19 protein-coding genes are annotated in these 16,456 nt (G+C 60.9%); 3 read left to right on the top strand and 16 right to left on the bottom strand.

The window, feature by feature from the left end; translation table 11 throughout:
- Position 1: 1 nt before the first annotated feature.
- The 3 genes from IEV53_RS10775 to IEV53_RS10765 form a co-directional block, all read right to left on the bottom strand.
- Positions 2–1,174: an efflux RND transporter periplasmic adaptor subunit gene (locus IEV53_RS10775; RefSeq protein ID WP_188426783.1), complete on the bottom strand. Its 1,173-nt coding sequence runs from the start codon at positions 1,172–1,174 to the stop codon at positions 2–4.
- Between the two features lie 14 nt (positions 1,175–1,188).
- The gene (locus IEV53_RS10770; RefSeq protein ID WP_188426782.1) at positions 1,189–1,455 is read right to left on the bottom strand and encodes a metal-sensing transcriptional repressor; all 267 of its coding nucleotides are present in this window, start codon (positions 1,453–1,455) and stop codon (positions 1,189–1,191) included.
- Between the two features lie 62 nt (positions 1,456–1,517).
- Positions 1,518–2,219, bottom strand: a complete 702-nt coding sequence (locus IEV53_RS10765) for a pirin family protein (protein ID WP_188426781.1) — start codon at positions 2,217–2,219, stop codon at positions 1,518–1,520.
- A gap of 90 nt (positions 2,220–2,309) precedes the next feature.
- Between IEV53_RS10765 and IEV53_RS10760 the strand changes: the two genes are divergently transcribed.
- Complete coding sequence (locus tag IEV53_RS10760; RefSeq protein ID WP_188426780.1) at positions 2,310–3,221, top strand: LysR family transcriptional regulator; 912 nt, start codon at positions 2,310–2,312, stop codon at positions 3,219–3,221.
- Between the two features lie 96 nt (positions 3,222–3,317).
- Entirely contained in the window at positions 3,318–3,716 is a 399-nt protein-coding gene (locus tag IEV53_RS10755) for a helix-turn-helix domain-containing protein (RefSeq protein ID WP_188426779.1), read from the top strand.
- 127 nt (positions 3,717–3,843) lie between these two features.
- Here the strand turns inward: IEV53_RS10755 and cobM are convergent, their stop codons facing one another.
- Genes cobM through cbiE form a run of 3 tightly spaced genes read right to left on the bottom strand, consistent with a single transcriptional unit; the run spans position 3,844 to position 6,238 of the window.
- A complete protein-coding gene (gene cobM, locus IEV53_RS10750) occupies positions 3,844–4,626 on the bottom strand; it encodes a precorrin-4 C(11)-methyltransferase (RefSeq protein WP_188426778.1) in 783 nt (260 codons plus the stop codon).
- Entirely contained in the window at positions 4,623–5,006 is a 384-nt protein-coding gene (locus tag IEV53_RS10745) for a cobalamin biosynthesis protein (RefSeq protein ID WP_188426777.1), read from the bottom strand. The genes cobM and IEV53_RS10745 overlap by 4 nt, the downstream gene beginning before the upstream one ends.
- Complete coding sequence (gene cbiE, locus IEV53_RS10740) at positions 5,003–6,238, bottom strand: precorrin-6y C5,15-methyltransferase (decarboxylating) subunit CbiE (protein ID WP_188426776.1); 1,236 nt, start codon at positions 6,236–6,238, stop codon at positions 5,003–5,005. The genes IEV53_RS10745 and cbiE overlap by 4 nt, the downstream gene beginning before the upstream one ends.
- Positions 6,239–6,241: 3 nt before the next feature.
- Here cbiE and IEV53_RS10735 point away from each other — a divergent pair, with 3 nt between their 5' ends.
- A complete protein-coding gene (locus tag IEV53_RS10735; protein WP_188426775.1) occupies positions 6,242–6,997 on the top strand; it encodes a cobalt-precorrin-6A reductase in 756 nt (251 codons plus the stop codon).
- Here the strand turns inward: IEV53_RS10735 and cobJ are convergent.
- From cobJ to nuoI, 10 genes are all read right to left on the bottom strand, one after another.
- Positions 6,973–7,734 (bottom strand): precorrin-3B C(17)-methyltransferase, encoded by a 762-nt coding sequence (gene cobJ, locus IEV53_RS10730; protein WP_188426774.1) that lies wholly within the window; start codon positions 7,732–7,734, stop codon positions 6,973–6,975. The two genes, IEV53_RS10735 and cobJ, sit on opposite strands and share 25 nt — an antisense overlap.
- Positions 7,731–8,453, bottom strand: coding sequence for a precorrin-2 C(20)-methyltransferase (locus IEV53_RS10725; protein ID WP_188426773.1), 723 nt, complete (start codon positions 8,451–8,453; stop codon positions 7,731–7,733). The genes cobJ and IEV53_RS10725 overlap by 4 nt, the downstream gene beginning before the upstream one ends.
- Positions 8,450–9,085 (bottom strand): precorrin-8X methylmutase, encoded by a 636-nt coding sequence (locus IEV53_RS10720; protein WP_188426772.1) that lies wholly within the window; start codon positions 9,083–9,085, stop codon positions 8,450–8,452. Before IEV53_RS10720 ends, IEV53_RS10725 begins: the two co-directional genes overlap by 4 nt.
- Complete coding sequence (locus IEV53_RS10715) at positions 9,082–10,224, bottom strand: hypothetical protein (RefSeq protein ID WP_188426771.1); 1,143 nt, start codon at positions 10,222–10,224, stop codon at positions 9,082–9,084. The genes IEV53_RS10720 and IEV53_RS10715 overlap by 4 nt, the downstream gene beginning before the upstream one ends.
- A 99-nt stretch (positions 10,225–10,323) precedes the next feature.
- On the bottom strand, positions 10,324–11,775 hold the full coding sequence (locus tag IEV53_RS10710) for an NADH-quinone oxidoreductase subunit N (protein WP_188426770.1): 1,452 nt from the start codon (positions 11,773–11,775) through the stop codon (positions 10,324–10,326).
- Complete coding sequence (locus IEV53_RS10705; RefSeq protein WP_306414290.1) at positions 11,775–13,277, bottom strand: complex I subunit 4 family protein; 1,503 nt, start codon at positions 13,275–13,277, stop codon at positions 11,775–11,777. Before IEV53_RS10705 ends, IEV53_RS10710 begins: the two co-directional genes overlap by 1 nt.
- On the bottom strand, positions 13,274–15,148 hold the full coding sequence (gene nuoL / locus IEV53_RS10700; protein ID WP_188426841.1) for an NADH-quinone oxidoreductase subunit L: 1,875 nt from the start codon (positions 15,146–15,148) through the stop codon (positions 13,274–13,276). The genes IEV53_RS10705 and nuoL overlap by 4 nt, the downstream gene beginning before the upstream one ends.
- A complete protein-coding gene (gene nuoK / locus IEV53_RS10695) occupies positions 15,117–15,428 on the bottom strand; it encodes an NADH-quinone oxidoreductase subunit NuoK (RefSeq protein ID WP_025840349.1) in 312 nt (103 codons plus the stop codon). The genes nuoL and nuoK overlap by 32 nt, the downstream gene beginning before the upstream one ends.
- Before the next feature lies 1 nt (position 15,429).
- Complete coding sequence (gene nuoJ, locus IEV53_RS10690; protein ID WP_023979430.1) at positions 15,430–15,933, bottom strand: NADH-quinone oxidoreductase subunit J; 504 nt, start codon at positions 15,931–15,933, stop codon at positions 15,430–15,432.
- A 2-nt stretch (positions 15,934–15,935) separates the two neighbouring features.
- Positions 15,936–16,448, bottom strand: coding sequence for an NADH-quinone oxidoreductase subunit NuoI (nuoI, locus tag IEV53_RS10685; protein ID WP_025824399.1), 513 nt, complete (start codon positions 16,446–16,448; stop codon positions 15,936–15,938).
- Positions 16,449–16,456 lie beyond the last annotated feature (8 nt).

Here is a 16,456-nt window from a genome sequence, read left to right as displayed (position 1 = left end):
ATCAGTCATCCGCCATGGAGGAAAGCAGCGCCATGGATTTCAGCGTGAAACTGCCCTCGCCCACGATCTGATCGCCTGCATGGACCGCCCCGGCAATGACGGCGCTTTCTTCATTCTGCTCGATGATCTGCACCTCGACCGGCAGGAAATGCGTTGCATCACGACGCAAAAAAACCACGTCGTGACCATCGATCTGCTGGAGTGCCGCCCTGGGTACGATAAGCCCCTTGCTACCCGCGCCGCTCTGAAACAACGCATCGAGCATCATGCCCGGCCTTATGGAAGCAGGCGGTTTGTCGAGCGTGCAGACCACCCGCACCAGCCCAGTCGACGGGTCGGCAAGACCGGCAATCGTCCCGATCCTGGCAAGGAAAACGGGTGATTTCTCCTGCCCTGCGAGACGAAAAATTGCCTCTGCCCCGGTTGCGAGCTGGGCCGCATCCTCAGGCGAGATATCCGCCACCAGCCACAGGCGTGAGAGGTCGACCACGGTCACCAGATTATCGCCTGCAGTGACATCGGCGGCCACAGCGGTTCGCACGGTCTGCACAACGCCATTGACCGGGCTGATCAGGTCTGAAGCCTCATCCTGCACGACCCGCTCCGTAACCGAGGTGAACTCCTCTGTCTGACGATGATCGAGCGTCGCCAGATCGGCCTGACGCGCTGTCACCAGGCCGCGCTGCTGTTGCAGCACCATCCGCCGACGCTCGAGCTCTCCGGTCGAGACGGCACTGCCAGCCAGCGCCAGACCGCGCTTGTAGAGAAGACTGGCCTCGGCCTCACCGGCACGGGCAGAGTCGAGAGCCGCCACGACCTGTTCGCGCTGGAGATGAAGCTCATGCAGAGAATGATCGGTGTAGGAAATCAGCCTCTCACCAAGCGCCACGCGCTGGCCGGGCGTCACATGCACTGCGGTGATCTTGCCACTTCCGGCCGAATGGATATCGATCACCCGGCTGGTATCCGCATCGACACGCGCCATGGCCGCTATCTGATGGAAAAGCGTGCCCTGAACGACAGGCAGAACAGCAACATGCTCGTTGCGCTGGGCCTCTGACGACAGCTCGAAAACATGACGCCAGGGCTCTTCGGCCCGAGCCTCGGGCACGACAAGGGCGCCAAGCACAAGCAGGGCGCCCGAGATCAGGACCGGTGAGAGCGAAAGCCGCATCCTGCGCGTTCCTGTCAAAGATATTTCACGAGACGGGCGAATTCCTGAACGGCATCTTCACGGGTGATGCCGCCATCGGCCATGGCCTCGACAATGCAGTGTTCGACATGATCCTGGATCAGGCTGCGCTTGGCATTGCGCAGCGTGTTCTCGACGGCCTGTATCTGCTGCGCGAGATCAGCGCAGCTGCGATTGGCCTCGATCATCTCGAGAATGCTCTCGAGGTGACCCCGAGCCTGTTTGAGGCGAAGGGCAATCTGCTTGTGCTTCTGAACGCTCATATGAACCCCTATACCCTAGGGGGGAGGGTGTAGGAAAGCAGGATTTGCGATATCAGCGGTAGTCAGCCCGCTGTTTCGACCACAACGATTTCAGAATCCTCATCAGCAAGAATCGTGAGCGACCCTTCATCGCGAATGGCTGCGCCATCGCGTGGCTTCAGCGCCAGATCACCGAGCCTGACCGCCCCGGAGGCCAGAACGGCATAACCCGACCATCCCGGCTCAAGCGCCCAGGAAAGCGTCTCGCCACGCCTGATCGTCGCGGCCTTGACGCGTGCCGTGGCATTGATCTTCAGCGCGTCCTCGTCACCTGCCACACCAGAGGCAAGCGTCACCAGACGGTTGTCGCGTGCCTCGACCGGGAAAGGCCGGGTGCCCCAGGAGGGCGCGTGACCGCGACGGTCAGGCATGATCCAGATCTGGAACAGCGTTGTCGTTTCGCTTTCCAGATTGGCTTCGCTGTGCACGATGCCTGTACCCGCTGACATGACCTGAACCTGCCCCGCCTCGGTGCGCCCCTCATTCCCCAGGGAATCCCGATGCGAAATAGCCCCGCGTCGCACATAGGTTATGATTTCCATGTCGCGATGCGGATGAGAGGGAAAGCCGCTATCGGGAGCGATCTCGTCATCGTTCCAGACCCGCAGCGCCCCCCAGCCCATGCGATCGGGGTCATGATAACTCGCGAACGAGAAATGATGGGCCGCCTTGAGCCAGCCGTGATCGGCATGGCCCAGAGAGGCGAAAGGACGATAGTCGATCATGAGAAAATCCTTTTCCTTTGATGCGCTCACCATAGGAAAACCGGACAGAGTCAAGATATAGAAATAATGGAAACAGATTGGTTCCATTTCATGACAACACGCCTGCCGGATTTCGAAGCGCTTGCTATCTTTGCCCGTATTGTTGAGCTGGGGTCGTTCAGCGCTGCGGCCCGCGTTCTCGGCCTCTCGCGCCCGACAGTCTCGAAGGCGATAACACGCCTCGAACAGGCGACGGGCACATTTGTCTTCAACCGGACCTCACGCAAGCTCGCCCTGACCGAGACCGGTCATCGCGTTCTGGCTCATGCCACGCGTATTCTGGGAGAGGGCGAAGCCGCCGAAGCCGAATTGCGCCGGGCCGTCCATCATCCACACGGCCTGCTGCGGATCACGGCCCCCATTTCTTTCGGGCTCAGCCATGTTGCGCCTCTCCTGCCGGATTTTCTGGCACGATTTCCAGATATTACCCTGTCGATCACCTATACGGATGAACAGCTCGACCTGATTGAAGGCGGGTTCGATATTGCGGTCAGAATTGCGGCTCATGCCCCTTCATCACTGCGTGCGCTTCGCCTTTGCCGCATCCCCCTGCTGCTGGTCGCCTCACCCGGCTATCTGACCCGGCATGGGCGGCCGTCTCATCCGAGAGAGCTCAGGCAGCATGAGGGTTTTCTCTATACGAGCAATCAGGCTGGCAATTTCCTGCGCATGAGTTGCGAGCACGAGACGCTTCAGGTTGAGCCGCCCAGAACGCGCTATAGCGCCAATAATGCCGAGGCGTTTCTGCCCGCCCTTCTGGCGGGGCATGGTATGGGCGTCTTTCCGGAATTCATGATTGCAGCCCCGCTTGGTGACGGCAGGCTGGAAACCGTGCTGCCTGACTGGCGCTTTCCCGAGACCGAACTCAGCCTGCTGACGCCGCCGGGCCGCTCTCACCCGGCGCGGGTCTCAGCTTTTCTTGACCATATAGGCAATATATTACGAAAAAAACCATGGAATTAATCCAGCCAATTTTACTCAAAAGGGGGCTGATTTCCCTCACCTGCAAGTGCTAATATCAACTCTGATTATTTTTGATAGAATAGAGAACAAAAAATCATGTCGACAAACCAGAAGGGAGAAGTTTCACCCAGCTTTGCTCTCACGCGGCGCATCGCAATGCTTCGCAAGAGTCAGGGTCTTAGTCAACAGCAACTTGCCGATGCGCTAGGGGTCTCACGCTCTGCTGTTGCTTTTTGGGAAACAGGGCGCGTTGGTAGTCTGCGTAAATACATCCCCAAGCTCGCTGTTCTCTTCGATGTATCGACCGAAGCCTTTCTGACAGGCATGGTCGAAGAAGATATCCCGGCTGTTCTCACCCCGGATGAAGACGATCTTCTGCGCCTTTACCGGCAACTCGACCCTGAACTGAAATTGACTGCGCAAAAATGGATGGAGCGTCAGGTCCATAAGCAGGCGACGGCAAAACAGGCAGAGGAAGGCGACAGCGCCATCTGATAGAGTCGGGGTCACGGGCAAGGCGGAGCGAGTCAGTCCGCCTGCCGGGTGACCTTGTCATCCCGGTGATTCAGGCTACTTGCCATTGCCCGGCCCCGATCCGTTCACGCCGATGCACAAAAATGGATCAGACGACCTCACGCAGGGGCGATTCATCGCGCCCGCGAAACCGCCTCTGATAATGCGCGTCATAGAGCGCGCTCTCTCTCGCCATAGGCGGATCGAGCGCGCGGCCCACCAGAATGAGGGCCGTGCGTGTCTCGGGTTCGGCGGCCATGATTGCAGCAATCTCGCCAAGTGTCGCCTCGACGGAACGTTCATCCGGCCAGCTAGCGCGGGCAACAACCGCAACAGGGCAGGCCGGGCCATAAAAGGGCAGCAAGCGCGTCACCACCTCATCGAGCCTGTGTATGGCGAGATGGATGGCAAGGGTCGCGCCAGTTGCTGCAAACGCCTCCAGCGTCTCGGCCTCCGGCATCGCTGAGGCCCGCCCCGAAATTCGGGTCAGCACGAGACTCTGCACTAATCCAGGCACCGTCAGCTCCCGCCCCAAAAGAGAGGCAGAGGCTGCATAGGCCGGCACACCAGGGGTCAGAGTGTAAGGAATATTGTGCCTGTTCAGGCGCGCCACCTGTTCAGCCACGGCGCTGTAAATCGAGAGATCGCCCGAATGCAGACGGGCAACATCCAGACCGTCATGATGGGCCTGAACGAAAATGGCCTCGATCTCGTCCAAGCAAAGCGGTGCCGTATCAACCAGCCGGGTCTGGGGTCCGCAAAAACCCAGAATATCACGCGGTATGATCGACCCGGCGTAAAGGCAAAGAGGCAGTCGCGCCAGCAGGTCGCGACCGCGCAGGGTCATGAGATCGGCGGCTCCCGGACCAGCGCCAATGAAATGCACAGTCATGCAGCAGACATCTCGGTAGCGATCGCTGCAAAGGCACAGGTCACCCCCTCTCCGGCAATACGCGCGCCCAGAAGCTGCGCATGCGGGCCCAGTGCCGCCAGCGCGCAGCCCTCGGCGATCGAGCCGAACCCCATGGTGATACGCGCCCGCTCGGAATGGGTAAGACAACGCGGCTGGGCCGAAGCCAGCGCCAGAAGATCGACAATGGCAATCGGCAGGTTGAAAAGCTGGGCAACAGCCTGGACCGCAGCGTGATTCTGCCTGAAAGGCGGCACGGCAAAACTCTGGGGCAATCCCCAGCGCTCGACAGCCTGCTGTACCACCGCAATCATCGCCTCTGGTGAGGCATCGAGCTTGCAGCCCAATCCCCCGATAATCATGTTTTGACAGCCTGATACTGGGTTACTGTCATAGCGGGCCTGAATCCAAACACATTTCCTATCGGTCCTAGACGCTCTACGCCGATGCGCGATAGCGCACCGCCCCACGCTTGAAAAGCCTGGAAAAGCCTCTGTTCACCCTCGAGCGTCACAGCGTTGGCCACCATACGACCACCGGGTTTCAAGGCAGCCCAACCCGTTTCGAGCACTCCCGGCACACCAACACCCCCACCGACAAATACAGCATCGGGCGGCGGAAAAGCCGGTAGCGTGCAGGGAAGCGCCTGCTGTTCCACGTGAAGCTCCGGCACTCCCAATGTCTCGGCATTACGCTGAATGCGCGCTGCACGCGCCGCATCACGCTCGACGGCAAAGGCACGATTGGCAGGGTGACGCAGCATCCACTCGATACTGATCGACCCAGAACCCGCCCCCAGATCCCACAAGACCTGCCCCGGATGAGGAGTCAGGGCTGAAAGCGTGACAGCACGGATCTCCTGTTTGGTGATCTGCCCGTCATGCTCGAAAAAATCATCCGGCAGGCCGCTGCTCAAGGGGACAAGCCGGGCCCCGGCTTCGGCCACGATCTCGACCGCCACCATATTGAGACGGGCAACAGGCTCCGGCATTGCCTCGCAGGCGCGCAGAGTGCGCAGGCTTTCACGGGGGCCATCAAGGGCCTCAAGCAGATGAAGCCTGCTCTGGCCACATCCACGTTCATTCAGAAAGGCTGCCACCCGGGCGGGTGTCGTCTCGTCAGCAGAAAGCAGCATCAACCGCGCATTGGGCTGAAGATGTGGCACAAGATGCGAAAGCGGGCGCCCACACAGGGAAACGACACTGATATCCTGCGCCGACCAGCCCAGACGGGCACAGGCAGCGGTCAGGCAGGAACGCCCGGGCAGGACATTCATCGCCTCGCGCCCAAAACGCGCGACAAGCTGTGTTCCGGCCCCAAAGAAGAACGGATCGCCGGAAGCCAGAACAACCACCTTCCTGCCCTCATAACGTTCAAGTACCTGCATAGCCTGCGCATAGGGCAAGGGCCAGGACTGCTGCTCGGCGTGGCTTTTCCCCTCGATCAGGGCAAGATGACGCCTTCCCCCCATGATGAAGCAGGCTTCGGCGATTGCCCGTTGCGCCTGCCGGGAAAGCGCCTCAAACCCGTCTTCACCAAGCCCTATGAGGGTGAGCCAGGGCGTGGCGCCTGAGTGAAAAGCAAGAGAAGGCAAACGATGCAGATCCTGATCCTTGGAGGAACGAGCGAGGCACGCCAGCTTTGCCAGGCGTTAGAGTCTCGGCACGGTCATCATATCATTTTTTCATTGGCGGGGGTCACAAACTCGGCACTTCCCGTCCCTTCTGAAAAGCGGATCGGCGGATTTGGTGGCGTTGACGGGCTCACGACCTATCTCGGCGCCAACGGGATCGATGCGGTCATTGACGCCACCCATCCTTTTGCCGCGCAAATGAGCCGCCATGCCGTCGAGGCCGCAAAGCGATGCGCCCTTCCCTTACTGCGTCTGTCCCGACCGGCATGGAAGGCGTCGCCAGGGGCACGGTGGCGGCACGTCGACAGCATCGACGCGGTACCAGCCGTTCTGGGTGAAACGCCTCGTCATGTCTTTCTCACCACGGGGCGCAAGGACCTTGCCCCGTTCATGATGACCCCGCACCGCTACCTCCTGCGCAGCATCGAAACGCCGACTCTGTCTCTTCCGCCTCGAACGACCCTGATTCTGGCGCGGGGCCCCTTCTCGCTGGATGACGAGATCGCGCTCATGACGCAGCACGGGATCGAGTGTCTCGTGACGAAAAATGCCGGCTCGGATGCCACTGCTGCCAAGCTCGATGCTGCAAGACAGCTCGATCTTGAAGTGATCATGGTCGATCGCCCTGTCCTGCCGCCTGCGCAGGAATGCGAGAGCGTCGGGGAAGCTCTCGACTGGGTCGCACAGAACGCGCGTCAGGGAACCCGACGCAGCGTATAGAGCCAGGGGGACTGGCCCGGTCGCTCTATCTGCTTCGTATGGGCGCAGCCGATCAGCACAAGCGTGCTCATATCGGCGCTTTCCCCTCTCGCCTGAGACAATGTCGTGCTCAGCACATGCTCGGTGGGCCGTCCGATCGCACGCGCGAATACAACCGGGATCTCTCCCGGCAGCACGTCGCGCAGCGCCGCCAGACCCAGATCGAGCTGCCCCGGTCGCGCCAGGGAGCGCGGGTTGTAGAGCGCGATCACAAGCCCTGCCTCTGCGGCAAGGCGCAGACGCCTGACCACGACGTCCCAGGGCTTGAGATTGTCAGAAAGAGAGATGACACAGAAATCGCCGCCCAGAGGCGCACCCAGCCGAGCCGCCGTTGCCAGTACCGCGGTCACACCGGGAATGACCCTGATATCGATTCCGCGCCAGGCCTCGGGCCCTTCAGCCACGGCCTCGAACACGGCACTGGCCATTCCGAATACACCGGCATCACCACCAGAGACCACCACCGGCACCCGCCCCTGCATGGCAAGCTCCAGCGCATGGCGAGCGCGGCCCAGTTCCTCGCGATTATCAGTCATATGGGGCACGGCCTGATCTGCTGCGCCAAGTATCACAGCCCGCGTGACATAAAGCCCGTAACCAAGCAGATCGGTCGCCTGTGCCAGAGCCTCACGCGCTTCCTGCGTGACCTGGTCTTCTGCGCCCGGCCCAAGTCCCACGATGAAAAGACGCGGTGTCATCGGGCGCGTTTGCGGCCGGGCACCAGCACCATCGAGAAATAGGGGGCCTTTTCCGGAGCCTGATCAAGCGGCAGACATATCTGGCCGCTCTGCGTGCCACGCTCGACATAGACCGCCTTTTCATCCCGGCCGCTTCGATGCAATGCCGCACGCACCTTTTCGAAATTCCGGCCCAGCTTCATGATGACATGCGCATCGCCCCGACCGAGCCAGTGCGCGAGGCTCTCTTCATCCAGTGTGGCAGGCAGCACGCTCAGCACGTCATCGCCATGCACCATCGGTAAGTGCGCCGCCGACCAGCAACCGCTCATGCCCGAAATTCCCGGTACGATCTCACAGCGATAGGCGGGACTGAGCCGGTCGAACAGATACATCGCCGAACCATAAAGGAAGGGATCGCCCTCGCATAAAAGAGCGACCTGCCGCCCCTCAGCGAGCTCCTTCGCGAGATCCCGGGCGCAGGAATCGTAAAAAGCCCCCATCTCGGCGAGATAGCGCGGGTCTTCAACCGACACGCCGGTGGTAAAGGGGTAGTCGAAGCGCAGCTCATGCGCATTCCGGGGGATATGCCCGTCTGCAATCACACGCGCATGTCCGGGTCGGCCGCAAGCGGCAAACCACGCCACCACATCGGCTTCCGCCAGAAGACGCACTGCCTTGAGAGTCAGTAGCTCAGGATCACCCGGCCCCATGCCGAGGATGCGACAGACACCGCTCATTCTGTCTCGCTTGCGAGTGCGTTGACGCAGGCAGCCGCCATGGCGCTCCCCCCCAGCCTGCCGCGAACGACGACCCAGGGAATTTCGTTGAACACTGCCAGAGCCTCCTTGGATTCTGCCGCACCGACAAAACCCACCGGCATGCCGATGATCGCCGCCGGGCGTTTGCCGCCGCGCTCGATCAGCTCGAGAAGGCGAAAAAGTGCCGTGGGGGCATTGCCGATCGCCACGAGCGCGCCATCGAGATCATCCCCCCAGAGATCGACCGCTGCAGCCGAGCGCGTATTGCCTATGAACGTAGCGACTTCAGGCGTTCGCTTGTCCCGCAGGGTGCAGATGACCTGATTGGCCGCAGGCAGCCGGGCACGGGTCACACCATGCGCCACCATTTCCGAATCACACAAAACCGGCTTGCCCGCGAGGAGAGCGTTTCGCGCCGCCGGGACAAAATCAGGAGAGAAAGACAGGTGACGCGTCACCTCGACCATGCCGCAGGCGTGGATCACCCGCACGGCCACACGCGACTGATCCGGCGTGAACCCGGAAAGATCGGCTTCTGCCCGTATCGTCGCAAAGGACCGTGCATAGATTGCCGCCCCGTCGCGGATGTAATCATAGCTCCCCTCGGTCATGGGCGGTTTTCTTCCTTCCTGTCTTTCCCGGCGGGATCGTCCCGATGCAGACGCCTTCGCACGTCCTCGATGCCAAGGCCAGTCTCGACCGGCCGGTCAGCCACTGTGCCATTCCAGATGAGATCATAACCTGTCTCGCGCGCGACGAGGGTCACATTGCTCTGACCACGCGAGGCACAGCCTTTCGCGCAACCCGATACATGCAGACTGCGTCCCAGAAGGGCCGGGGCAAGAGACAGCGCATCCTTGCGGGTCGGGCTGAGCGCCTGATGACAGTTCCCCTCACCGGGGCAAGCAATCAACGCACGGCGTAGATCCTGCGGATCGCTCATCAGATCGGCGGCTTCGATCCGGCTTTCCAGAATCAGACCACGCCATGGGGTAACCCGCGTCGTGGCGCCTGTCGCTGACAGAAAGGCACAGCTCTGGCTGCTGATTTCGCCAAGAACGGCTTCCACCCCGAAACAACCCGGAAGAAATGCCCCCATGAGAGCAGGTCTCCTGCCGATGAAAGGCGATGCCTTGTGCAGTGCCCTCCCCTCCATCCGTTGCCTGCAAGACGCTTCGAGACACTCCATCACAAGGGCAACAGCCCCTTGCCTGTCTGTCGCCTGAGATACGGCACCATGATGGAGCACCCATGAGCCGCCTTCATGACGCAGCATCACGTCGGCGCGCATGGCGCCCGACGGCACGAGCCCTCCCCCATCGACAACCACGCCGAATTTCTCAGGAGGATGCCAGTCGAAGCCCGATGCCGTGACTGCAGCCTCGATCTCACGCGCCAGAGCCAGCGTGTCAGGGGCGCAGGCAGGGTCACGCCCTGCCAGAGGAGACATGAAAAGCACGCGACGGCGGGATTCCCGCTGCGGGTCAGCAAGACCCAGCCCGGCCTCGGCCGCTTGCAGCGCAAAACGGCGCGCCGCTTCTTCCTGAAAGCCGCGCAATTGTAGATTGCCGCGCAGGGTCAGGGTGATGCGTCCATTCCCCTGTCGCGCTGCCATTTCAGCCAGAAACGACAGCTGCGCCGGGCTCAGTCCCTCAAGATCGGGCGTGACACGTACGAGCCACCCGTCATGGGTCTGCATGGGGGCATGAAGGCTTGGGCACCAGCCTTTTCGCATCGGGTTACGGCTCATCCCCGCCTGATAGCGCCCAATGCAGGATCGTGCTCACAAAAAAAAGCTGCATACCTTGCGACATGCAGCTTTCTCTATGCCTGCAAAGGCAGAACTGTCTCAGGGAAGCTGGGTCGGCGCTGCAACCGGCAGAGGCGAAGCAACGATCAGGGCCTGACTGTGCTGCACCAGAGTGCTGGGGCAAATACCCAGCAGAATGGTGGCGCAGGCCAGAACCGTGATCAGCGCGGCATTGACCGGCGTCGGCGACGTTACCTCGGCATGAGCCTCGCGACCGGCAGGTGCCGGGGTCAGCATGATCAGGATCAGACGCAGATAGTAGAACAGGCCGATCGTGCTGCTCAGGATAAGCACGAAAAGCAGAAGGGTCTGATGCGCCGATACGCCGGCTGCCACGATATAGAACTTCGCGAAGAAGCCGACTGCGGGCGGAATACCAGCCAGCGAAACCAGCATGACAGACATTGCCAAGGCCGCAGCGGGCTTGCGACGGAACAGACCGTGCCATTCGCGGATATCCGTACCCTGCGGCAGAACACCGTTCATGATGGCGAATACGCCAATGGTCGAGATCGCATAGGCCGCCAGATAGAAAGCAGCCGACGCCACGCCAAACGGAACCGGCGACAGGAAGGCCACCAGCAGATAGCCCACATGGGCGATCGACGACCCTGCCAGCAGGCGGCGCAGATCGGTCTGCACCACGGCCATCAGGTTACCACCCAGCATGCTGAGGATGGCCACGATCAGGATCTCGTTGACCTGTGCGCTGGGCACACCGAGATTGACGGACGAGAAATAGCGCAGCATCGCGGCGAAAAGCGCGATCTTCGAGGTAACCGCCACAAGAGCTGCCACCGGCACCGAAGTGCCTTCAAGCACATCAGCCAGCCAGAGATGAAACGGTACGGCGGAAAGCTTGAAGAACATACCCGTCAGAACCAGGATCACGCCCATCGTGCCGATAATCGGCTCGGGAGCATGCGACAGATCCGGAACAGCGAAGCGCAGCGATCCGGTTTCGGCATAAATGAGCGCGAAACCGAAAACCATCGTGGCCGATGCCACACCGGAGAGCAGCAGATATTTCATCGCGGCTTCACCGGCATCCAGACGCTTGTTCTGGAAGGCGATCAGACCAAGCAGGGCAAGGCTGAGCGTTTCGAGGCCGAGGAAGAACGAGATGAAATGAACGGCGCCGGTCATGGCAACACCGCCCAGCGTCGCCAGCGTCAGCAGCAGGAAATACTCGCTGTTGACGGTCGGGTCAGCGCTGATCGCGCCATGGCGCGACATCAGAACGATGGCAAGCACCGAGAGAATGATCAGCGCACCGGCAAAGGAGGCCCATGTATCGGGCGCAAAAAGCGGCAGCGCCCCGTTCATGAGAAGGGCTGTCGGCATCATGATCGAGGCTAGGGCGGCTACGAGCACGATGACGCACAGAATGGCATCACGGGCGACATGACGCCGCCAGGAGATGGCGGCCAGCTGGACCAGGCTCCCGAGGCAGAGCACCAGCACAGCGTTGGGAAGGAACGAGAAAGACATTACTGTGCCTGCTCCTGAGCGATGCTCACGACATGGGGGCTGGCAGGGACTGAAAGATTCAGAACCGGCTGCGGATAGACACCAAGCGCAAGGAGAAGAAGGGCTGCCACACCAAGAACGGCGATATGCGGCACGGAGGGCGCACCAAGCGGAGCGAGGCTTTCGGTCTTCTTGGGGCCGTAGAACACACGAAGCATCATCGTGAGCGAATAGACCGAGGAAAGAACGAGGCCTGCTGCTGCAAAGAACGTCATGACATGGCTGACCTGCCACGTTCCCATCAGCACCAGAAACTCACCAACGAAGTTCCCCAGGCCCGGCAGGCCAAGCGACGCGGCAGCGAAGAACATGGCGAGCGCCGAGAATTGCGGCATGGCAGGCCAGAGACCACCCATTTTCGACATGTCACGCGTGCCCAGACGCTCTTCCAGCAGACCGGCGATTACGAAAAGCGCGCCAGTGCTCAGACCATGCGCCACCATCTGGGCGATAGCGCCCTCCATACCGATGCGCGTGCCCGAAAACACACCCAGCAGAATGAAGCCGAGATGGCTTATGGACGAATAGGCGATCAGGCGCTTGATATCGTCCTGCGCCACAGCAAGCCATGCGCAGTAGAGAATACCGACAACGCCAAGCGTCATGGCGAGCGGTGCGATATGCGCCGATGCCTGCGGGAACAGCATGACCACAAACCGGATCAGACCGTAGCCACCCGTCTTGGCCAGCACACCGGCAAGCAGGATGCTCACCGCAGCCGGAGAGGCCGCATAGGTGTCAGGCAGCCAGGCGTGGAAGGGCACCATTGGCAGCTTCACCGCAAAGGCGATGAAGAAGCCAAGCATCAGAACCGGTGCGATCGGTGCGATGAGGGCGGTCTGCGACAGGGCGAAGTAATCGAAGGTGATCACGCCCGTGCGCTGCTGGTTGACGATGACCAGGCCAAGGATGGCCAGAAGCATCAGCAGACCACTGCCCTGCGTGAACAGGAAGAACTTCAGCACGGCGCGCTGACGACCGGCATCACCCCAGATCAGGATGAGGCCGAACAGCGGCAGCAGCATCAGTTCCCAGAAGAAGAAGAACAGGAACAGATCGGTCGCCATGAACACGCCGTTGATCCCGGCCACGGTGGCCAGAAGCAGGCAGTGGAACAGCCCGGCGCGATCGGCCACGTTCCGCGCGCTGAGCAGCACGCAAGGCAGTGCGATCACCGCGTTCAGCCAGAGCATGACGAGGCTCAGCCCGTCGAGATCGAACCGTACGTTGATACCGAGCATCGGTACCCAGGCCATGGAGAAATGGGCGAACCATCCTCCCGCCCCGGCGCCAGCAGCAAAGCTGCTGATCGTGATCTGGGCAAGGAGCACCACCATGAGGACAAGGGTAATCAGGGAAGATACCCAGGCGGCGCGTGAAGCGCCCCGTAGCCCGACAAGCCAGGCTGCGAGACCCCCGATGAAGGGGATAAGTACGAGAGCGGGAAGTGCAAACATCATCATACCGCCAGACAAAGAGCTGCAACCGTTCCTGCTGCGATCCAGCCGGCATAGCGACGCACCTGGCCGCTCTGCAGCTTCGCAACAGCATGTCCGCTGCCCTGCGTCAGGGCTGCAACCAGATCATAGAAACGATCGATGAAATCACGACGGTTCAGGCGCCCAAGCACCATGAACGGCCGCACGAAGACCCAGTCATACAGCGTGTCGAAACCCCAGTCGGCGCGCAGCGTCGCGATGGCAGGGCTTTCGGCAGCAACCGGTGCTTCGCCCTTGGGGCGCCACAGCGTCCAGGCGATGGTCACACCGGCGATCGGCACGAGCGAGCCGAGAATGAGCAGGCTGGTATTATGCTCTTCAGGCAGTGCGCCCAGAACAGGCGCCAGCAGGTTGGAGAAGATATGCACGTTTGCAATGGCATCCGGCATTTCCATCCAGCCACCGCCGATGGCCAGAACTGACAGGATTGCCATCGGGAGTGCCATCGCCAGACCTGACTTGCCATGAGCATGGGTGCGATGAGTGCCCCAGAACACGATGAACACGCAGCGGAAGATATAGATGGAGGTCAGGAAGGCGCCAAACAGCGCACCCGCCCAGAAGATCGGGCTCAGATCATAGGCGCTGCCCAGAATGAGCTCCTTGGAGAAATACCCGGCCGTGATGAGCGGCAGACCAGCCAAAGCGGCCGATCCGGCAAGGAACGCAGCAAACACCCAGGGCATGTCCTTGCGCAGACCACCCATCTTGAAGATGTCCTGCTCGTGATGGACACGCAGAATGATCGATCCTGCCGCCATGAAGAGCAGCGCCTTGAAGAAGGCGTGGGTCACGAGATGGAACATGGCTGCATGCCAGGCGCCGCAACCGAGCGCCAGATACATGTAGCCAAGCTGGCTCATGGTGGAATAAGCGAGGATACGCTTGATGTCCGTCTGGACCAGCGCGCTGCCAGCGGCGAGCAGAATGGTCACGAAGCCGACGATTGCGCAGGCCAGCATGGCCAGCGGCGTCATCACGAACAGACCATGCAGTCGGGCCAGAAGATAGACACCTGCCGTGACCATTGTTGCAGCATGGATGAGCGCCGAAACAGGCGTCGGGCCTGCCATGGCGTCAGGCAGCCAGGTCTGGAGCGGCACCTGTGCCGATTTGGCCATGGCACCACCCAGCAGCAGGAACATGCCCAGCGTCAGGGTGCGCGGAGCGGCATGGGGGCCGACAGCCAGAAGCGTCGGAATATCCAGCGAGCCAACGGCGGTCGCCATCAGCAGCATGCCCAGCAGGAACAGCGCATCACCGACACGCGTGACCACGAAGGCCTTGCGCGCTGCGATGGCATTGGCCTGTTCGCCATACCAGAAGCCGATGAGGAGATAGGAGCACAGCCCCACGCCTTCCCACCCGATGAAGACGCCCAGCAGATCGGAAGCCAGAACCAGCAGAAGCATGGAGGCCACGAAGAGCGTCATGTAGGTGAAGAAGCGCGCGATATCCTCGTCGTCATACATATAGGCGCAGGCATAGACGAGAATGAGGAAGCCAACGCAGGAGACGACCAGCATCATGACCAGCGAAAGCCGGTCGAGAGTCAGTGCGATCTGGGCGTTGAAGGAGCCAACATTCATCCAGTTCCACAGCACGACGTGCAGCGAACCGAGCGAATTCGGGCCGGAGAGAAAGCTGTAGGCCGACACCACGGCAAACAGGGCGCAAAGCCCCATTCCGGCGCCAACGAGCAGCGTCGTGGCCCGTGCGGGCAGCTTGCCCCCGGTCAGCATCAGGATGATGGAGACCGCAAGGGGGCAGAAAATAACGAGCGGAAGCAGCGAAGCCACGAGACTAACCCCCCAGACGGTTGCCGGTATCGGCATCAAGCGTGGAGCGTCCGGCAGCATGCATGCGCAGGATGATGGCCAGACCGACAGCGGATTCCGCTGCGGCAAAGGCCACGACCATCATGAACATGACCTGGCCATCCGCCATATGCCAGCGATTGCCCGCCGCGATAAACGCGAGGCATGCGGCATTGAGCATGATTTCGGTCGACATCAGCATGAAGAGCAGGTTGCGGCGCACGAGGACGCCCAACGCTCCGAGTGAAAAGAGAATGACAGCGACAATGAGCGCGCCATTGGGGTCGGCAGCAGTCATATCAGGATTTCCCTCCGATCCGGCGGCCGATGTGATAGGCGCTCACGAGACCTGCCAGAAGCAGGAACGAGGAAAGCTCGACGGTCAGGATATAGGGGCCATACAGCGTCAGACCGACCGCCTTGGGGCCGATTGGCGCACCCACCGTACCAACGGCCATGGTGTTATGGCTGACGCCATAAACCAGCAGACCCATCAGCAGCAGCGAGATCACGCTTGGGCCGATCCAGGCGCCGCCTGCAAACCAGCCTTTTTCACGAAGCTGATCGGGCTGGCCGAGATTGATCATCATGACCACGAAAACGAACAGGACCATGATCGCGCCGGCATAGACGATGATCTCGAGCATGGCCGCGAAAGGCGCGCCCAGCTCTTCGAACATGCAGGCCAGAGCCAGAAGCGACACGACGAGATAAAGCAGGCCGTGAACGGGGATGGTGCGGGTAATCGCCAACGCAGTCGCGCCGATGGCGATCAACCCATAGAGTTCAAGCATGATATTCATGATCAGGGCATCAGCGCATGAATGTCGACAGGCTTGGCTTCATTTTCGGCTTCACCTTTATTCTTGCCCGGGATCTTGAGCCCCGAAACATTATAGAAGCTGTAATCATGTACCTTGCCGGGTCCGCTGATCAGGAGGTCTTCCTTCTCGTAAACCAGGTTCTGGCGCACATATTCGCTCATCTCGAAATCGGGCGTGAGCTGGATGGCATAGGTCGGGCAGGCTTCCTCACAGAAACCGCAGAAAATGCAGCGTGAGAAATTGATCTGGAAGAATTCCGGATACCAGCGCCCTTCCTTCTCGCCTTTCTGCAGGCTGATGCAATCCACCGGGCAGGCCGCGGCGCAAAGATTGCAGGCCACGCAGCGCTCTTCACCGCTGGGGTCGCGGGTGAGAACGATACGGCCGCGATAGCGGGGGGACAGGTAGGGTTTGACGTCCGGATACTGCACCGTTTCATTGCGATGAAACATGTGCAGGAACGTCATCCATATAGTGCGGAGAATACCGAGCATGGCGCGCC

Source organism: Asaia siamensis (assembly GCF_014635085.1).
In the GTDB taxonomy this organism is placed as follows: domain Bacteria; phylum Pseudomonadota; class Alphaproteobacteria; order Acetobacterales; family Acetobacteraceae; genus Asaia; species Asaia siamensis.
This window is presented reverse-complemented; position numbering and strand designations above follow the sequence as displayed.

Excerpts from the sequence above, each read along its gene's own strand:
- nuoL (WP_188426841.1), bottom strand. The coding sequence starts at position 15,148 with ATGCCGATACCGGCAACCGTCTGGGGGGTTAGTCTCGTGGCTTCGCTG.
- IEV53_RS10735 (WP_188426775.1), top strand. The coding sequence starts at position 6,242 with ATGCAGATCCTGATCCTTGGAGGAACGAGCGAGGCACGCCAGCTTTGC.
- IEV53_RS10775 (WP_188426783.1), bottom strand. The coding sequence starts at position 1,174 with ATGCGGCTTTCGCTCTCACCGGTCCTGATCTCGGGCGCCCTGCTTGTG.
- nuoK (WP_025840349.1), bottom strand. The coding sequence starts at position 15,428 with ATGACTGCTGCCGACCCCAATGGCGCGCTCATTGTCGCTGTCATTCTC.
- IEV53_RS10715 (WP_188426771.1), bottom strand. The coding sequence starts at position 10,224 with ATGAGCCGTAACCCGATGCGAAAAGGCTGGTGCCCAAGCCTTCATGCC.
- nuoJ (WP_023979430.1), bottom strand. The coding sequence starts at position 15,933 with ATGAATATCATGCTTGAACTCTATGGGTTGATCGCCATCGGCGCGACT.
- IEV53_RS10765 (WP_188426781.1), bottom strand. The coding sequence starts at position 2,219 with ATGATCGACTATCGTCCTTTCGCCTCTCTGGGCCATGCCGATCACGGC.
- IEV53_RS10725 (WP_188426773.1), bottom strand. The coding sequence starts at position 8,453 with ATGAGCGGTGTCTGTCGCATCCTCGGCATGGGGCCGGGTGATCCTGAG.
- IEV53_RS10770 (WP_188426782.1), bottom strand. The coding sequence starts at position 1,455 with ATGAGCGTTCAGAAGCACAAGCAGATTGCCCTTCGCCTCAAACAGGCT.
- IEV53_RS10745 (WP_188426777.1), bottom strand. The coding sequence starts at position 5,006 with ATGATTATCGGGGGATTGGGCTGCAAGCTCGATGCCTCACCAGAGGCG.
- nuoI (WP_025824399.1), bottom strand. The coding sequence starts at position 16,448 with ATGCTCGGTATTCTCCGCACTATATGGATGACGTTCCTGCACATGTTT.
- cobM (WP_188426778.1), bottom strand. The coding sequence starts at position 4,626 with ATGACTGTGCATTTCATTGGCGCTGGTCCGGGAGCCGCCGATCTCATG.
- IEV53_RS10760 (WP_188426780.1), top strand. The coding sequence starts at position 2,310 with ATGACAACACGCCTGCCGGATTTCGAAGCGCTTGCTATCTTTGCCCGT.
- IEV53_RS10705 (WP_306414290.1), bottom strand. The coding sequence starts at position 13,277 with ATGATGATGTTTGCACTTCCCGCTCTCGTACTTATCCCCTTCATCGGG.
- cobJ (WP_188426774.1), bottom strand. The coding sequence starts at position 7,734 with ATGACACCGCGTCTTTTCATCGTGGGACTTGGGCCGGGCGCAGAAGAC.
- IEV53_RS10755 (WP_188426779.1), top strand. The coding sequence starts at position 3,318 with ATGTCGACAAACCAGAAGGGAGAAGTTTCACCCAGCTTTGCTCTCACG.
- IEV53_RS10720 (WP_188426772.1), bottom strand. The coding sequence starts at position 9,085 with ATGACCGAGGGGAGCTATGATTACATCCGCGACGGGGCGGCAATCTAT.
- IEV53_RS10710 (WP_188426770.1), bottom strand. The coding sequence starts at position 11,775 with ATGTCTTTCTCGTTCCTTCCCAACGCTGTGCTGGTGCTCTGCCTCGGG.